Consider the following 15,973-nt stretch of genomic DNA (forward strand, 5'->3'; position numbering starts at 1 on the left):
AGTTTATAGTCAGCTGATTTCGTTTAGCGTTGACGGCTAGTTTTACAATCACTTGAGCTAAATATGTATGGCCGTTGATGCACCAAATACATTGGAACGACTTCCTAATGGGCTCGATCCATCATTACCCAGAGACCAAAAAGTATCGACATACATTCAGGCTTCGAGCACACCTGAAAATAGTGATAAAATGCCAGATACACTTAATTTGCCATTACGGAAAAAGCATTATTCTGGGATGCAGTATAAGGTTACTATTCTACGCAGGACCTGTAACGAACTCACCAATTCAGTTGATGCAAAATCAAAACAATTTTTCGTCGATACTTTGACTCAATTGCAAATGACTAGTGACATTTCGTTTGCAATGGAGTGTACATTTGAGATGAATCGTGTTCTTCAACATCCTTTTACTGTTTCTGTCGTTCCAACAATAGAAAAACAACTCCAAGTTTATCGCTTTTTCCTTACGAAGCACACAGCTGAACAGTTACTATTGGCTGCAATTACCAAGCCTCGTTCTACACAGACTAAAGCGCCTATTTTGCCGCCTATTAACGCTCAATTCATATTACTACCTAAAAGTTTCACTCGAGCTCCAGTTTTATTAAAACTAGATGAGAATCCTTCGAAGATCTCGCCGATCATACACCCACGTCCTTTTCGTGCAGGAACCTTTAAGATTCGACCAAGCTATAAACCTATGGCACCAACACCACCGGAATCTGCTGTTCATTCACGTGCTGTTTCTAAAGCTACACTACCATCGCTGGCCAATAATGACGCTGAACCGCCTTCTACACTGGCCGGTGAAAGCAAGGCTAGTAACTTAGCTCAACCATCTACTCATACTAAACCCAAACGCAGAATTCGCCACAGAACAGTAGCTAAAACTCACTCTGGACAACCTAGCCAACGCAATGTCATTGCTAGAAGTAAAGATCAAGCTGGCCAGAAAAGTCGTGTTCAGCCAAAACTCAATATCAGTCAAACACAACCGAAATCAACTTCTTCAGAGTTGCTAACACCGATAACCGCAGAGAAAAGCCAACCAACGCCTTCTATTGCAGAGACTGAAAACAGGCATCCCTTACCAGATATATATTCTACAGATGAGAAAGATGAGTCTATAACCTCAAAACCAGAGCCATCACTAAGTGTCCGAGAAGGGTTATCTGCTAAGCCATCAATATCGCCGTTGAATTCAGAGCCTGAAGGAGAACGTTCCACAAGTCATTCATTCAGTATTCTTCCGGCTGATTCTGAACAATAAACCATTCGGGCTATTTTCACTATGCAAGAGATGGAAAGTTAACTATGGCAATTAATACTTCTTCACATGTTCACAATTTATGTCCAGATATATTTCATGGATATGTTCATGGTGAAGCTCGTCCCTTTGTCACTACAGGGCACCAAGGTGCCTTTGAAGTGTTATTTGACCAATTAGCGACATGTACAACAGAGGCTAGTACTCGAGATGTGGTTAGTGAACTTAATCGCTATTTAAAGGGGTTTCATCAAGGTGGGCCTGGCTTTTTTATCAAAACCCAACATTACGGTATTGCGCCAAATAAAGACGCAGGGATTTCGTGTTTGGTACTGTTTAGCGAGAGCAAGAATGATCCCTATAAACTTTTGGTTCGTCGCTTTTCAATTTCCAAACCCAAGGATAAACAAGGTTACAAGCCCAGACCATCCAACTACTCAAATACCCATTTAACCAAGTTATATCGCAATTAGGGCGTGTTGACCTTTCGTGATTGTTTTTGCAGCGAGAAATTGGTTATCTTATGCAAGGCGGAATTTGTGAAGTGTGGCAGCCCCACAGAAACAAACGACAACGTAGCAGAAGTGACCAATTTACGCTGTCTTCGATGCTTTTGAGCACTTTCTGTTCTATGTTGTGACCAGTTTACTTAGATGGCTAAGCTTCACTGCTCACGCCTTGAACAGAAAAGTGCTCAAATAGCACAAAATTTAATCCAGGAAGATCAACACGCCCTAATCGCCCTCACCTTTTTGACGGGCGATTTATAATCAAGCTAGGTTATCTATCAAACTGGGCGACGAGATCTTGTTGCTGTTCATTTTGCACCGTAAGACCTTGGCTGAGTTCGACTGAACTATCGATATTATCTAACAGTGCCTCTGTATTAAGTTTTATAGCATCCATATTTTCTTGCACTTGCAACATAGCTTGAGATTGTTGCTCAGCCGCTACTGCAGTTTGCTGCCCCATATTATGCACTTGCTTAAGGGCTGTATTCATTTTGAGTAGCGTATCTTTTAATGCTTTTTCTGATTGAGTGCTCTCCAAAATCATACTCTGACTGTGTTGCATTTGCGCTACCGCCACAGCTGTCGTTTGCTTTAGCCCATTAATGATTTCTTGAATTTCTTTGGCTGAAGTCTGCGAGCGATTGGCTAGCATTCTGACCTCATCGGCCACTACCGCAAACCCTCTTCCGGCCTCCCCAGCCCGTGCCGCTTCAATGGCTGCATTCAATGCCAACAAATTAGTCTGTTCAGCAAGGCTGTCTATCACATTCAGCACAGAGTCAATTTTGCCACACAGCTCATCTAAATTCGCAATTGAAGACTGCGAGCACTCTAATAACTGGGTAATTTTGTTGCTGGACTCCTGGGAGATGCTCAATGCCGTTTGGGTATCAACCAGTTTTCCGATGCTTTCCTCTATATGCATTGCAGTATCAACGGTGTTTTCTGCCACTTCACTGATGGCTTCACTCATTTGGCAAACCGACATTGCCACTTGAGACAAATTATCGTTCTGCTCTGCCAGATTGGTTAAGTTTTGCTGGTTTTGGTCATCTTGAACAAGAATCGACTTTTGCAGTTTTTCACCACTGTCTTGTATTCGACCGACAATGGCTAAGGTTTCGGCTTTTCTCATTCTCAAGCTTAACTCTAAATGAGACAATTCATCAATTGTGCCACTATAGAGGTATTGACCGATTTTGTTATCATGCACTTCGGAGCTCAATTTCATGAGTCCTTTAAGCCTCTCTTTTAACCACCACAAGCCTATAAACCCACTAATAACTCCAAGCCCACTTATCCCCCATTGGATCACAACACTCTTGGACGATAAACCAGCGAAGACCATTAACAAGCTCATCCCCCAGATGAGCCCTATTTTGTGCACAAGAGATAGTGACCATTGTGGCAGTGATACGCTCCCTTTTTGTAATTTTTGATAACACTCTGCGGCACGTTTTTTTAACTCTGGCTCAAGTTGTGTCCTCACCGATTGATATTCAACCGTTTTCCCTTGCTGTTTAACAGGACTAACGAAGGCATTAACCCAATAGTAATCACCATTTTTGCAGCGATTTTTAACCATTCCCATCCAATTATGGCCTTCTTTAATCGTTAGCCACATATTTTCAAATGCTTTCTTTGGCATATCTGAATGTCGAACGATGCTATGAGGCTTATCTATCAATTCCTCATAGCTGTAACCGCTCACAGCGACAAAATCTTGATTAGCATAGGTAATACGACTATCAAGATCGGTTGTTGAGAGCAGTTTATAATGAGAAGGGTATTCAACTTCCTGTGAATGAACGATTGATGAGCTTTTCAAGTGAAGCACTTTTTTACTTGTCATTGATTCCATTCAGTGCACTCGAACCTGTGCACTAATCACAAGTAAAACCATACAAAACTTAGTAGCTTACACTAACTTAAAATTCAGTTTTTAATGACTTAGATCAATTAAAAATTGTTCGTACAATCAAAAGCTCAAATCGCTGTTATATCGACACTCACCGTACGCGCAAACATTGTAATATGGACACAGATCGCTCTTTACATAGTCAATATAACAACTCAAAATTTGTAACTAACAGCCCGAATTTACAATAGACTCACTGGGTCGTTTAGGTGAACCGAGTGTACCTGCTTCGGTGTAAATTAAATAACAATTTTTTGGAGCATTTGAAGCATAAATTTTCACTTGCCCAGGAACATTGCCTTGCACATCCAGTACATCCATACTCCAATTAGAAGCGGCACTGTATATACTTTGCTTGGCGTTATAGGCAATATTAAGCCCATTTTCTAACGAGGAGCGACTGGCTTTTAAAAAACCATTAACTAATGAAACAGGAATTGAATTAATGGTGATATCAGCTTTACCAGTGGTTACCTGATTCTCTTCCGCATTCTTATGAATAATACTATTCGCATGCTCTAAGGCGATTTCTAATGAAGCTATCGCTTTAGCGTGGGTTTCTTTAGCTACTTGTTCGTTTGTAGATTTTTGACTGATGATCACTCCCGCCACAACTGCAATCCCCAAAACGAGTATTAACCCTGTGGTTTTAGATTGCCCTGTTCCATATTTATTCTTCATAGCGCACCTCATGTTTGATGAGTCTAGGGCATGTTGATCTTTCAGGATTAAATTTTGTGCTATTTGAGCACTTATCTGTTCATGGCGTGAGCAGTGAAGCTTCGCCATCTAAGTAAGCTGCTCACAATAAAAAACAGGAAGTGCTCATAAACATCGAAGACTGCAAAAATAAACACGAAAGATCAACACGCCCTAAAATCAGAGTTTTGGTTGTTTTACCTAACTCTGTATCAACAAGAAAGTGCAACGCTAGACAATGTCAGCTGAGGTTCAGCATCCATTATTGACGATGATATATTGCGGTGCTCGGGGATGGCTACTAGTACCTGCTTCGGTATAGAGCAAATAACAATTTGCTCCAGCCCCTCTTGGAATGAGCTTAATTTGATGTGCGCCCAATGATGCAGTCTTTGAAGGTATCATCTGCCAATCGATTTTTTTGATGTGAGGCAGGACTAAGAGCTTTCGGGCAATGTCTAACCCATTTTCAAGTGAAGAAGTGGTAGCTCGAAGCTTACCATTCACCAAATCTAATGACACATCACCAAAATAATCATGATGGATCCCAAAATTACCGGTAGGCTCTGGCCCTAACACCACTTCATTTACGTGCTTTATGGCCACCACAATATCAGTCAGCGCGTGCTGATGATTCGCCTTTAGTGCTTCCATTTTCTTTTCTTGGTTTACGGTTACCAATAAAATCAACAGGATCAACACAATGCCTGCAACGAGTACTAAGATTTTGCTATTAGACATACCTCGATGATGATTCATAACCCCTCCTTGGCTGATGCTAACTATTGTAGAAAACAATCAGCCATTTTGCTGGAGGAGTTCAGAATATTATTGTTTGGCTTGATATAATTCTTTGCGTTCAGAATCAGACAAGAAAGCCATCTCTACACCATTTCGTTGAGCTTGTTCCAGCTGGGCTGCTGTTAACCCAAGCTCTTGCTCCGCTACATGATACTCGTGCTTAATATCAATATTACTGACACCAGGATCATCAGTATTAAGCCCAATACAGATATCGTGATCTAAGAACTGAATAAACGGGTGTTCAGAATAATGAGACACGGTAGAGGTATGTAAATTACTGGTCGGGCATGATTCAATACCAATTCTATACTTGGCTAAATAGTCCATAAGCTTAGGATCATGTATGGCCTTAACACCATGTCCAATTCGAGTAGCGCCAAGTTCGGTGATCGCCTGCCACATGCTTTCGCTACCTGCCGCTTCACCGGCATGAACCGTAATATTTAAGTCCGCATCACGTACTTGCTTGAAATGCTCCTTAAATAAATCGCCAGGGAAGCCGAGTTCATCACCCGCTAAGTCCATACCGACCAAGTGCTGCTTATGAGCCAGTAAAGCATTAAGCTCTTGCTGACAGGCTTCTACACCAAATGAACGAGACATGATCCCAATCAGATTAATTCGAGTGTCGAAGTCCTTAAGCCCTGCTATAACACCATCAATGACGGCTTCAACCACACCTTCAACCGACAGTTTGTTAGTCATAGCCATGTAGTATGGACTAAACCTCAGTTCTGCGTAGTCCAAACCAGATTCAGCCGCATCTGCAACATTTTCATACGCCACGCGTTTAACGGCATCTAAATCAGCTAATACGGCAACCATCCAATCCAACTTTTTTAAAAAGCCGAGTAAGTCACTTTCTTTACCTTGAATTTGAACAAAAGGGGCAAGCGTTTCAAGGCTATCTGCAGGTAGAGCAATACCGTGTTGGTGCCCTAACTCCCAAATCGTGTTCACTCTTACATTGCCATCTAAATGACGATGTAAATCCACTAACGGAATGGTGTTATTTATCATGGTGTCTCCCTATCTGCGCCCCAATAGCCATAAATTGGCAGCGGAGTCTACCAACTGAGCCAATATTGGCATTCACTTTTGAGCAAATGTGTGAGCTAGGTTGGATAACTGCGTGTAAGGAAAGTATTTAGTTAACCATCAAAGAGATAAGCCCACAACGTCAGAAGCAAAACGCAATCTATGTAAAGCTGTTAGGCTTGAGTATAAATGAGTTAGTGGCATAATCGCCAACAAATCATGAAAAACTTGGATGATCTCATGCGATATCTATTCGCCACCGTTGCCGTTAGTTTGTTTCTGAGTGGCTGTACTCTCAACTCCACATTCTCAGATGCCTATGTAAAAAAATACAAATCGAGTGCGCCAGAAATATCCAAAGCTCAAGAGCCCAAGCACACTTCTTCACTACAAACGTATATTGATCAAGACTGGCAAATCAAACTGGATGCTAGTGCTCAGCTTGCAGCTTCTATGGGAGACAAAAGCCAGCAAGGTAAACTTGATGATTTGTCACCCACTCACCTTTCGCAGATCAATCAGCGTCGTGAACAACTGTTAGCGCAACTTAAAGCATTAGACATCGCTGCTTTAAATAAGCAGCAAAAGATCAATGCTCAACTGCTTCAATACCAATTACAAAACAGTGTGGATATGTATCATTTCCATGCCCAATACGTTCCCATCACCGCAGAAAGTGGCTTTCATGCCTATATCGCCAGCATCAGCAAGGGACGTTTTAAGACAGAACAAGATTACCGAAATTACTTGTCGCAACTCCATGCGCTGCCAAAGTATTTTAAGCAGCAAACGTATTGGCTGACTCAAGGGGTTAAATCGGGCATTACACCACCGAAAGTAACCTTAAAAGGTTTTGAAGACAGCATTTCAGCCTTTATTGTACCCGTGCAAAAAAGTGGTTACTTTAAGCCTTTCACTCAATTTCCTGAGCATTTCTCGGCGGCATTAAAAGCCGAGCTAAAGCAGCAAGGGCTGCAAGCTGTTAACCAAGACGTATTGCCAAGTTATCAGAAGTTTTATAACTTCATGACCAAAACTTACATTCCAAATAGCCGCACCAGCATCGCCGCTTATGATTTACCCGATGGTAAAGCCTTTTACGAAAACCGAGTACGTTACTACACGACTTTGCCGATGACTTCAAAAAAGGTGCATCAGATAGGCCTTAAAGAAGTCGCACGTATTCGCAATGAAATGCAGCAAGTGATGAAACAAACGGGATTTAAAGGGAGTTTTGCTGAATTTCTTCATTATCTGCGAACCGATCCTAAGTTTTACCCAAAAACAGCAGAAGAACTGTTAAAAGATGCCAGCTTTATTGCCAAAAAAGCTGATGCAATGTTGCCAAAATATTTTGGTAAATTACCTCGTACCCCTTATGGCATAATGCCAGTGCCAGCAGAAATTGCCCCTAAGTACACCACTGGACGCTACTCTGGCTCCAATCGTGACGATCAACCCGGCTATTATTGGGTAAATACCTATGCCTTAAATAAGCGACCTCTTTATGAACTGACGGCATTGACATTACACGAAGCGGTACCGGGACATCATTTACAGATTTCGCTAAATAAAGAGCTAGACTCATTACCTAACTTTCGTCGTTACAGTTACATCTCAGCTTTTGGTGAAGGTTGGGGGCTATACTCAGAGTATTTAGGGCTAGAAGCAGGCATGTATCGTACTCCTTACGATAATTTCGGCCGCTTAACTTATGAAATGTGGCGTGCAACTCGCTTGGTAGTCGATACAGGTATTCATGCTCAAGGCTGGACTCGACAACAAGCTATCGATTACATGGCAAAGAACTCGGCACTGTCATTGCACAATATTACAACCGAAGTGGATCGCTATATTTCATGGCCAGGACAAGCCTTATCTTATAAAATTGGAGAACTAACCATTAAGCGGTTGCGTAAGAAAGCCGAGCAAGCATTGGGACAACAATTTGATATTCGCGCCTTCCATGATGCAATTTTAGCGCAAGGCTCTGTAACTTTACCGATCCTAGACCAACAAATTGACGATTTTATTGCTCAGCAGCAAGCCAAAAATTAAAGGACATTGATCCACCCAATGACAACACGGCAATACTCCAGTGAGCACGCAATCCACACTCCAGAGCAACAAGCCCTATGGGAGCAGGTGGAGCATGGTCTGTTACCCATTAGCGCCAATGTAACACTGGCGTATTGTCAATTATTGCAGCCACACACAACTAAAGCGATAGTGATCAGTTCTGGACGTATTGAATGTTATGAAAAATACAAAGAGCTGATTTACGACCTATATCAACAAGGCTATTCAGTCTATTGTTTGGATCATCGCGGTCAGGGCTTGTCATCGCGCTTAACCAAGAATCCACATATGGGACATGTCGATAAATTCGACGATTACATTGATGATTTTGATGCCTTTATCGAACGAGTGGTTAAACCGAAACAACACGAAAAATTGTTTTGCTTAGCTCACTCTATGGGCTGTGCCATTGCAGCATTGTATATGCAGTTTCATACACAAACCTTTACGGCGGCCGTGTTTTCAGCCCCCATGTTTGGCGTAAACTTACCGTTGCCAAGAGGATTAGTGGATTGGTTAGCGGGTTGTTTGGACTCTTTGAAGCGACCTCGGTATATTTTGGGTGGACGCGACTTTCGATTTAAGCCTTTTCACAATAACAAACTGACTTCTAGCCAATCTCGTTACCAAGCCTTTCATAATCTTTATCGGCAACGCCCCACAGTTCAGCTAGGCTCTCCAACTAACCGCTGGTTATTAGAAGCACTACACGCCGCGGATCGCTGCTGGCCAGCCATTGCAGGAATGAGGGTTCCGATTCTATTATTAAAAGCCGAAGCGGATACCATTGTCGACAACCATAAAATTGATAAGTACTACAAATCAATGAAGCATATCGGCTTAGGTGAAATGCAAAGTTTTAAAGAAGCCAAGCACGAGTTGTTTGTAGAAAACGACACCATTCGTTCACAAGTACTCGACGCGACATTGAATTTTTTTGAGAAACATCACAATCGTCCACTTCCCATGAAACACCAATCTGTACTCTAAAGGGCTTAGGAAAATACAAACCTATCCATTTTAATTCTGCCCTAATAAAGCTAGATATTTATCTTTGATGTATTCCTCTAACAATTGCTCTGATACTGAAACAGCATCAAGCTCTTCTGCGGTAGAGACATAATCCGTTAAATCTTTGACCCTTACGTCCAACCCATAATTCCTTTTATGGGAACAAACTTCAACTTGAACGATTCGAACCATTTCTTCACCGGTATCAACATTAACGTTGCAGATAGGAAAAATTCGAGCATCTATATCAAATTCAGGAACTCGGTCATCAACCCCTAAACCACCTCGCTTATCACTATATCCAATGGTAAGAAATTTTGTTTGAGGGTTTTCTTGCGGCACAAACCTTAGCTCGGCATATTTTTCTAATCTATCAATAATTGGATTTGACTGATGTGTTAATCGGTTAAAGTCATCTCGGAGGGTCTCAGTATCATTAAAGTTATATCCGACTATTTTTCCATTTGAGACTTTTGGTGTTATTTCATAGGTATGATAATCAATACTTTTTGACTGTTTAAAGAAGAGTTTTAACTGGATTTCCTACTTTTTCCCCAATTTGCAACTGACCAACTTCCCTCAGACAATCAAGCCCTTCGAACCTATCTACAGTTGAGTTAGTTTCATCAATAACAACGGTAAAAAAACGCTGGCCTTCATTATTAAACCTATCTGCAATATCCTTAGAGTAAGTGCCCTTCCAAGCCTAAACGTGCCGTTAGCCCCCCTTGTACACCAAAGAAATACGCAACACCCCCTCTAAACCGACTATCATTTCGAATTAATCGTATTTTTGATCGTTGTTTATTAATGCCACTTTGTGTTTTATAGCTTACTATGCCGTCTTCGTAGACATCATAAATCTTTAAGGTTGTGTCGTTGCTCCCAAGTCGTTGACTTAAAAATCGAATTTGAGAACCTACAATTCGTAAATTTCCTCGAATACTATATATTCTTTGATTGTTATAATCCCAAATCAATACAGGGTCTTTACCAGAGCGTTTCCATCCATCAGGAAGTTGTACTTTTCCGCCAGTTTCAACGCTAGAAACTGCCATGGTGACACCTCTAATATCTCATTGTATACACTCTATATTCGTCAAGTTGTCCTGTATAGAAACTTAATAGTAAAGTGGTTGTGAATGCAGCTAATACCAATTTGCATTCAAATTGGTATTACAGATGTCAGGTAAACGACAATGGTGTAAAATGCTTTTTTTTCTTCAAATCTAGGAAGTTGTATGTTTCATATCGCCTTATATGAACCAGAAATCGCCCCTAATACTGGCAACATCATTCGCCTTTGTGCCAATACAGGAACACATCTGCACCTTATTGAACCACTGGGTTTTGATTTTGAAGAAAAGAAACTGCGTCGTGCAGGACTCGATTATAAAGATCTCACCAACGTAACCCGTCATAAAAACTTTGACGCATTTTTAGACGCGGTAAAAGGCAAGCGCATTATGGCTTGCACCACCAAAGGTAGCCGCCCTCACTCAGAGCTGAGGTTTGAAAAAGACGATGTGTTGTTGTTTGGCCCTGAAACGCGTGGCCTACCTGCGGACATTATTGAAGCGACACCGACAGAGCAGCGCTTGCGTATTCCTATGGTGCCTAGCAGCCGCAGTCTAAATTTATCCAATTCCGTTGCGGTGATCTGCTATGAAGCATGGCGACAATTGGGGTATGAAGGGGCGGTTTAAGCCAATCCCCTTAATCACACATTTGAATCTACTGGAGACGATTTCACTAGAGAAGAGTTCAACGACCGCTCAACAGCTTGATGCCTAAATGATACTTGAGCGTGAGTTCTCCCGAAAATTGATTGTCTTGAAGACAAACTAGAGTTTTTTTGATTCTGTGACTTTTTGATTGCTTCTTTCTGTTCACGCTGCGTATCATAATAGGATTGCAGCCCACGATACACTTTAGCTTCTGCTTTAAGTTTAAATAGACCACAAGAAATAAATGACAAAAATTTTGACCAATGACTTGTGCTAAAGGTGTCGACACGGTTATCAATTATTCTTACTGAATAAACTCGCATCTTGCCAGTGTCATTACACTTAACAGTTAATTGCCCACTACTTTCATTTGAGAGATCCACATCACCCAAATTAGGAAACTCAAGCTTATTTGCTCGAAAACTTTTAACTTTGATTGTACCTAAACTCATGAAAACCTCCTAACAATAAGGAGAGGCTACTTACGGGCAGATAATGAATAGGAAGTGTTATAAATCCGTCTATAAATTAGTCTCTTACACCATATAGATTAGGCTTTTTATCGATAAATTCCATAAGATTAAGTAAAGGTAATCTACTGGAAATATCCACATTACTTTTGGTGAGGTTTTTCAGTAGTAAAAAGCTTAAACCCTAGGGTTTAAGCTTTTTATATTTATCGCAATATTTGATTATTTGCTATCAAAACCTACAGCTTTAATATCAACTTGCGTCACTTTGCCATATTTAGCCACAATAGGTGCAATCTTAGCCGCATTACCCACTAACACAAACTGCAAATGCTCACGAGGGAAGTAAGTATCAATAATGCGTTTGGTCTCGGCAACAGTTAGGCTGTTTACCTTGTTTTCAAAGTCATTGATGTAACTGTCACCAACCCCGTAAAGGTACATATTTCCAAGCAAGCCTGCTAATTGGCCGTTAGTTTCAAAGTCGGGTGGAAACTGTCCTTTTACATAGGCTTTTGCCGATTTCAGTGTTGCGGCATCAATGCCTTGTGACCATAGGCGATCATAAGTTTTTAACGCTAAATCAATGGCTTCTTTGGTGGTCGAGGTTTTGGTAAATGAGCTAATACGGAATAATCCTGCCTTTGAATACTCACTAAACCCTGAACCGGCTCCATAAGTCAAACCTGCGTTTACGCGCAACTCATCATTCAGCCATGAGGTGAAACGCCCACCCAAAATGGTGTTCACGACGCTAATGGCAACAGAGTCAGGGTTATCAAACGCGACCCCTTTACCACCAATCAAGAAACGAGTTTCAATGGCATCGCCCTTATTCACCAATAATACGCGGCTGCTATTGTAACTTGTCAGATTAGCGCTTAAGTCTGGTTGGCTGATAGAGTGTGTATTCTTCCATCCTCCTAGTGCTTGGTTCAGCTGAGCTTTCATCTGGGCAATATTAAAATCGCCTACGACAGTAATCGCGGTATTACTCGGCTGGTAATATTGCTGATAAAAACGCTTTAAGGTTGCGACATTGATTTTTTTCAGGCTATTGCGATCACCAGATGTTGGATTACCATAAGGCTGATTGCCAAACATAAACTTATTGAAATAGCTGCCAATCACATTACGTGGGCTTTCTTTTGCTTGAGCAAGGCCCGCAATTTGCTGCTTCTTCATTTTGGCAAATTCAACACTGTCAAATTTTGGTTGAGTCAGTACAGAGGTAAAGATAGGCAACATGGTGTTCATGTCTTTTGCCATAAAGCTACTGTTGACCGAACTGCCTTCACGACCGGCTCCCGTGCCTAAACTTGCCCCTAAGAAGTCGACTGCATTTTCAATTTGAGTTTTGCTTTGATTGCCCGCACCTAGCACCAGTGCTTCAGCCGTCATTCCAGCTTCACCGGAAATGGCATCGTTAACACTACCAGCGCGAACTACCGCATTAAGGGTGATCAAAGGCACTTCTTTTCGCTGCATCAAATACACAGTTAAGCCGTTAGCCATTTGGTATTTTTCGTACTTTGGCATTGAGAAGCTACTGCTCGTCTCTGCGACAACTTGTGCTTGCGAATGAGTATCAGTGGTAGATTTACAGCCAGTTAGCACTATACTTCCAACGGTTAAAGCCATCACACAGGCTTTTGTTAATGGCGAATATATCATTTGTTGCTCTCCTCTTTCGCCGCTAATACACCCACCGTGCGATTCGACTTGATCAAATAGGTTTTCGCCACGCGCTGAATGTCAGCAGGCGTTACTTTGCTATACAGTTTGGGCGCATCAAACAGTTTTTTATAACTGCCAAAATACACCTCATAAGTGCCAATGGTATTGGCCTTACCATTAATGGTTTCTAATGTTTGATAAAACTCCATTAATTTCATGTTCTTCACTTTTTCAAGCTCTTTTTGAGTCACGCCATTTTTAGCAATGTCATCCATTTGAGTAATCAATGCACGCTCTAACTTGTGCTCAGACACACCTGGAGCAGCGATGCCATAGACATAGAAAAGGTTAGGATCGAAAGAAGTTGGCAAGTAAGTATCGGCACCGAGTGCAATTTGCTTATCTACTAAGCCCTTATAAAGGCGAGAACTTTTACCCTCACTTAAAATTGAAGATAAAATGTCCAGTGCGTAGTGATCTTCAGATTTCGCATTTGGCGTATGGTAAGCCAGCATCACATTTGGCGTACTGACCGAAGCCTTTTTCACAAACAAGCGGCGTTCGCCTGTTTGTTTCGGTTCAACCGTACGCACTTTTGCTGGCGGAGTTTGTGCTGGGATTGGGGCAAAGTATTTGTTTGCAAGACGCTTCACATTATCTAACTTTACGTCACCTGCAATAACCACAACCGCATTGTTCGGAGCATAGTAAGTTTTGTGATACTTAACTAAATCTTCAAGCGTCCATGCATGAATATCAGACTCCCAGCCAATCACAGGCCAAGAATATGGATGAGCACTAAAGGCAACACTTTTAAGTGGACCTTGTAGCGCACGCCAGTTGGAGTTTTCCAGACCGGTTCTACGCTCTGACGCAACAACGTTTCGCTCACTTTCCACCATTTTTGGATTGATATCGAGATGAGCAATACGATCGGCTTCTAAATCAAAAATAGTTTCGATTGAACTTGCAGGGAACCAATCGGTATAAACCGTAAGATCTTCTGTGGTGTAAGCATTGTTTGCCCCACCATTAGCTTCCATGGTGCGGTCGAACATCTTAGGGCCGTACTTTTTAGCCCCGTTGAACATCATGTGTTCAAAGAAATGTGAAATCCCGGTGATACCCGGAACTTCATTTCGAGAGCCTACTTTCCAGAACAAGTACATATTGGCATTTGGGATAGAATCATCCTCAAGCACCATGATCTTCATACCATTATCTAGGGTGAAGCTCTTTACATCATCAGCCGTCGTTGCTGATGCCGTAGTCGAGGCAAACAGCATACTGAGCGATAATGCGAGCGCACTCAATTGTCGTTTCATCTTGATACCTATTACTCTTTACTAGTTAAATTTACCATGGCCAAACGGGTCATGGCTTCAACACCTAATTTCAACGCGGATTCATCCACATAAAAATTGGGCGAGTGGTTTGCTGCCACTTTTGATAAGTCTTGATCTTTGGGAGTCACGCCTAAAAAGAAAAACAGTCCCGGAGTCTCTAGCGCATAATATGAGAAATCTTCAGCCCCCGTAATAAGACTTGGTTCTATCAAATTGCCTTTACCGACCACACTCTCCAACACTGGACGCATTTGCTTAACCAGTTCAGGGTTATTAACCGTCACTGGGTATCCGTGCTGGATTTTAGTCTCTGCTTTCGCTCCGAGTGTCTGTGCTGACAGGTTGGCGATTTCAGGCAAACGCTTTTTAATATCACCACGCATATCTTGATCAAAGGTGCGAATAGTGCCAATGAGCTCAACTTCATCTGGGATAATATTGCTGCGAATGCCCCCATTAATGGCTCCAAAGCTCACTACCGCTGGGGCTTTAGTTACATCGACTTGACGGCTGATGATGGTTTGCACGCTATTGATCACCTGCGCTGAAGCCACAATCGGGTCAACACCTTGCCATGGGCGAGAGCCGTGAGTTTGCTTGCCTTTGACCTTAATCGTGAATGAATCTTCGCTTGCCATGGCAGGGCCACTTCTTAGTGCTATCGTCCCAGTATGCATACTTGAGGTAACATGAAGCCCTAATACTTTTTCAGGCTTGCGCTCAGCAAATAGCCCTTCTTTAAGCATTAACTCAGCACCACCTTCCTCTCCTTCAGGGGCGCCCTCTTCAGCAGGCTGGAAGATAAACATCACATCACCGGCTAATTGGTCTTTTATCTTCACCAAGTTGTGAGCTACACCCAGCAGCATAGCCACATGAGTGTCGTGACCACAAGCGTGCATCACTCCCACTTTTTGGCCACGATATTCAGCTGTTGCCTTCGATGCAAATGGAATATCAACTTGTTCAGTCACTGGCAAGGCATCCATATCGGCACGAAGCGCAATCAGTGGTCCCGGCTTACCCCCTTTAAGCATCGCTACTACACCTGTATGAGCAATGTTGGTTTGTATCTCTAGCCCCAACGCTTGAAGTTCTTTTGCCACAAGCTGACTGGTTTTGAATTCACGATTAGATAATTCAGGATGTTGATGAAGTTGTCGACGTAGCTCGATCACTTTGGATTCGATTTGTTGAGTTAATTGCTTAGCCGTATTTGCAGTCACACTCGGGCTAACAAGAATACCAAAGGTAGATAATGCGGTTAAGAATAATGTAGATTTGAATCGAGTAGTCATAGGCAGATTCTCTTTTTTTGCCATATACTACAGAGCTTTATCATAATTGTTAACGCTTAAAATAAACAATATTGAAACTAATTGTTAACAACAATGAGCGATGGAATATTTCCACAATCTAATA

General features: G+C 41.9%; 15 protein-coding genes. 5 read left to right on the plus strand and 10 right to left on the minus strand.

Annotated features, from left to right (window positions below; genetic code table 11):
- Window positions 1-67: 67 nt before the first annotated feature.
- Window positions 68-1,273 (plus strand): hypothetical protein, encoded by a 1,206-nt coding sequence (locus D5018_RS05385; protein WP_121837983.1) that lies wholly within the window; start codon window positions 68-70, stop codon window positions 1,271-1,273.
- Window positions 1,274-1,317: 44 nt separating this feature from the next.
- Complete coding sequence (locus D5018_RS05390; protein WP_121837984.1) at window positions 1,318-1,743, plus strand: hypothetical protein; 426 nt, start codon at window positions 1,318-1,320, stop codon at window positions 1,741-1,743.
- A 307-nt stretch (window positions 1,744-2,050) separates the two neighbouring features.
- Here D5018_RS05390 and D5018_RS05395 read toward each other — a convergent pair whose 3' ends face one another.
- The 4 genes from D5018_RS05395 to add form a co-directional block, all read right to left on the minus strand.
- Window positions 2,051-3,634 carry a methyl-accepting chemotaxis protein gene (locus D5018_RS05395; protein ID WP_121837985.1) on the minus strand — a complete coding sequence of 528 codons (1,584 nt, stop codon included), beginning with the start codon at window positions 3,632-3,634 and terminating at the stop codon, window positions 2,051-2,053.
- A gap of 234 nt (window positions 3,635-3,868) precedes the next feature.
- The gene (locus tag D5018_RS05400; RefSeq protein WP_133309237.1) at window positions 3,869-4,381 is read right to left on the minus strand and encodes a hypothetical protein; all 513 of its coding nucleotides are present in this window, start codon (window positions 4,379-4,381) and stop codon (window positions 3,869-3,871) included.
- A gap of 270 nt (window positions 4,382-4,651) precedes the next feature.
- On the minus strand, window positions 4,652-5,158 hold the full coding sequence (locus D5018_RS05405; protein ID WP_121837987.1) for a hypothetical protein: 507 nt from the start codon (window positions 5,156-5,158) through the stop codon (window positions 4,652-4,654).
- A 69-nt stretch (window positions 5,159-5,227) separates the two neighbouring features.
- A complete protein-coding gene (gene add / locus D5018_RS05410) occupies window positions 5,228-6,223 on the minus strand; it encodes an adenosine deaminase (RefSeq protein ID WP_121837988.1) in 996 nt (331 codons plus the stop codon).
- Window positions 6,224-6,481: 258 nt separating this feature from the next.
- On the opposite strand from add, the gene D5018_RS05415 reads away from it, so the two are divergent.
- Both D5018_RS05415 and D5018_RS05420 read left to right on the plus strand, forming a co-directional pair.
- The gene (locus D5018_RS05415) at window positions 6,482-8,299 is read left to right on the plus strand and encodes a DUF885 domain-containing protein (RefSeq protein ID WP_121838047.1); all 1,818 of its coding nucleotides are present in this window, start codon (window positions 6,482-6,484) and stop codon (window positions 8,297-8,299) included.
- 18 nt (window positions 8,300-8,317) lie between these two features.
- Window positions 8,318-9,310 carry an alpha/beta fold hydrolase gene (locus tag D5018_RS05420; protein ID WP_121837989.1) on the plus strand — a complete coding sequence of 331 codons (993 nt, stop codon included), beginning with the start codon at window positions 8,318-8,320 and terminating at the stop codon, window positions 9,308-9,310.
- A gap of 30 nt (window positions 9,311-9,340) precedes the next feature.
- Here D5018_RS05420 and D5018_RS05425 read toward each other — a convergent pair whose 3' ends face one another.
- Window positions 9,341-9,673, minus strand: a complete 333-nt coding sequence (locus D5018_RS05425) for a hypothetical protein (RefSeq protein WP_121837990.1) — start codon at window positions 9,671-9,673, stop codon at window positions 9,341-9,343.
- A gap of 341 nt (window positions 9,674-10,014) precedes the next feature.
- The gene (locus D5018_RS05430) at window positions 10,015-10,389 is read right to left on the minus strand and encodes a hypothetical protein (protein ID WP_121837991.1); all 375 of its coding nucleotides are present in this window, start codon (window positions 10,387-10,389) and stop codon (window positions 10,015-10,017) included.
- A gap of 183 nt (window positions 10,390-10,572) precedes the next feature.
- On the opposite strand from D5018_RS05430, the gene trmL reads away from it, so the two are divergent.
- The gene (gene trmL, locus D5018_RS05435) at window positions 10,573-11,037 is read left to right on the plus strand and encodes a tRNA (uridine(34)/cytosine(34)/5-carboxymethylaminomethyluridine(34)-2'-O)-methyltransferase TrmL (protein WP_121837992.1); all 465 of its coding nucleotides are present in this window, start codon (window positions 10,573-10,575) and stop codon (window positions 11,035-11,037) included.
- A 14-nt stretch (window positions 11,038-11,051) separates the two neighbouring features.
- Here trmL and D5018_RS05440 read toward each other — a convergent pair whose 3' ends face one another.
- The 4 genes from D5018_RS05440 to D5018_RS05455 form a co-directional block, all read right to left on the minus strand.
- Entirely contained in the window at window positions 11,052-11,510 is a 459-nt protein-coding gene (locus tag D5018_RS05440; RefSeq protein ID WP_121837993.1) for a hypothetical protein, read from the minus strand.
- A gap of 240 nt (window positions 11,511-11,750) precedes the next feature.
- Window positions 11,751-13,202 carry a M16 family metallopeptidase gene (locus tag D5018_RS05445; protein ID WP_121837994.1) on the minus strand — a complete coding sequence of 484 codons (1,452 nt, stop codon included), beginning with the start codon at window positions 13,200-13,202 and terminating at the stop codon, window positions 11,751-11,753.
- Window positions 13,199-14,530, minus strand: a complete 1,332-nt coding sequence (locus tag D5018_RS05450) for a M16 family metallopeptidase (RefSeq protein WP_121837995.1) — start codon at window positions 14,528-14,530, stop codon at window positions 13,199-13,201. The genes D5018_RS05445 and D5018_RS05450 overlap by 4 nt, the downstream gene beginning before the upstream one ends.
- 11 nt (window positions 14,531-14,541) lie before the next feature.
- Entirely contained in the window at window positions 14,542-15,849 is a 1,308-nt protein-coding gene (locus D5018_RS05455; protein ID WP_207819225.1) for an amidohydrolase, read from the minus strand.
- Between the last annotated feature and the right edge of the window lie 124 nt (window positions 15,850-15,973).

The sequence above is a fragment of the Parashewanella curva genome, from assembly GCF_003675895.1.
Lineage (GTDB): Bacteria > Pseudomonadota > Gammaproteobacteria > Enterobacterales > Shewanellaceae > Parashewanella > Parashewanella curva.

What these genes read in the sequence shown, in the direction of transcription:
- D5018_RS05385 (WP_121837983.1), top strand. Translation starts at nt 68, where the DNA reads ATGGCCGTTGATGCACCAAATACATTGGAACGACTTCCTAATGGGCTC.
- D5018_RS05390 (WP_121837984.1), top strand. Translation starts at nt 1,318, where the DNA reads ATGGCAATTAATACTTCTTCACATGTTCACAATTTATGTCCAGATATA.
- D5018_RS05395 (WP_121837985.1), bottom strand. Translation starts at nt 3,634, where the DNA reads ATGACAAGTAAAAAAGTGCTTCACTTGAAAAGCTCATCAATCGTTCAT.
- D5018_RS05400 (WP_133309237.1), bottom strand. Translation starts at nt 4,381, where the DNA reads ATGAAGAATAAATATGGAACAGGGCAATCTAAAACCACAGGGTTAATA.
- D5018_RS05405 (WP_121837987.1), bottom strand. Translation starts at nt 5,158, where the DNA reads ATGAATCATCATCGAGGTATGTCTAATAGCAAAATCTTAGTACTCGTT.
- add (WP_121837988.1), bottom strand. Translation starts at nt 6,223, where the DNA reads ATGATAAATAACACCATTCCGTTAGTGGATTTACATCGTCATTTAGAT.
- D5018_RS05415 (WP_121838047.1), top strand. Translation starts at nt 6,482, where the DNA reads ATGCGATATCTATTCGCCACCGTTGCCGTTAGTTTGTTTCTGAGTGGC.
- D5018_RS05420 (WP_121837989.1), top strand. Translation starts at nt 8,318, where the DNA reads ATGACAACACGGCAATACTCCAGTGAGCACGCAATCCACACTCCAGAG.
- D5018_RS05430 (WP_121837991.1), bottom strand. Translation starts at nt 10,389, where the DNA reads ATGGCAGTTTCTAGCGTTGAAACTGGCGGAAAAGTACAACTTCCTGAT.
- trmL (WP_121837992.1), top strand. Translation starts at nt 10,573, where the DNA reads ATGTTTCATATCGCCTTATATGAACCAGAAATCGCCCCTAATACTGGC.
- D5018_RS05440 (WP_121837993.1), bottom strand. Translation starts at nt 11,510, where the DNA reads ATGAGTTTAGGTACAATCAAAGTTAAAAGTTTTCGAGCAAATAAGCTT.
- D5018_RS05445 (WP_121837994.1), bottom strand. Translation starts at nt 13,202, where the DNA reads ATGATATATTCGCCATTAACAAAAGCCTGTGTGATGGCTTTAACCGTT.
- D5018_RS05450 (WP_121837995.1), bottom strand. Translation starts at nt 14,530, where the DNA reads ATGAAACGACAATTGAGTGCGCTCGCATTATCGCTCAGTATGCTGTTT.
- D5018_RS05455 (WP_207819225.1), bottom strand. Translation starts at nt 15,849, where the DNA reads ATGACTACTCGATTCAAATCTACATTATTCTTAACCGCATTATCTACC.